The organism is Collinsella aerofaciens, from assembly GCF_019131995.1.
GTDB classification, from domain to species: Bacteria; Actinomycetota; Coriobacteriia; order Coriobacteriales; family Coriobacteriaceae; genus Collinsella; species Collinsella aerofaciens_S.
The window spans coordinates 1-378 of record NZ_JAHONA010000083.1; the positions used below are offsets into that span (position 1 = coordinate 1).

Here is a 378-nt window from a genome sequence, read left to right on the forward strand (position 1 = left end):
GTCGCGAGCGTCATGGGCTACCTGAAGGGGAAGAGCTCGCTGATGATATTCGACAGGCACGCCAACCTCAAGTACAAGTTCGGCAACAGGAAGTTCTGGGCGGAGGGCTACTACGTGTCCACCGTCGGCCTGAACGAGGCGACGATCGCCAAGTACATCAGGGAGCAGGAGTCCCACGACATCGCGCTGGACAAGCTGAGCGTGAAGGAGTACGAGGACCCCTTCAAGAGGGGGTGATCCTGCCGGTTCGACCGGCGCGCCACGGGTCAAGATGCACTAGGCCTGGACGAAGTCCGGGCCCGCGCCTTTAGACGCGAGCCCGGGGCCCGTGGGTTATACCCTAAGAGCAAACCACCCTTTTTAAGGGTGGTTCTGATT

At 60.6% G+C, this 378-nt stretch carries 1 protein-coding gene; it reads left to right on the forward strand.

What is annotated here, in order from left to right; translation table 11 throughout:
* A partial coding sequence (locus KSY82_RS10265; protein ID WP_217752388.1) for a transposase occupies positions 1–237 on the forward strand: 237 nt, incomplete at its 5' end.
* Between the last annotated feature and the right edge of the window lie 141 nt (positions 238–378).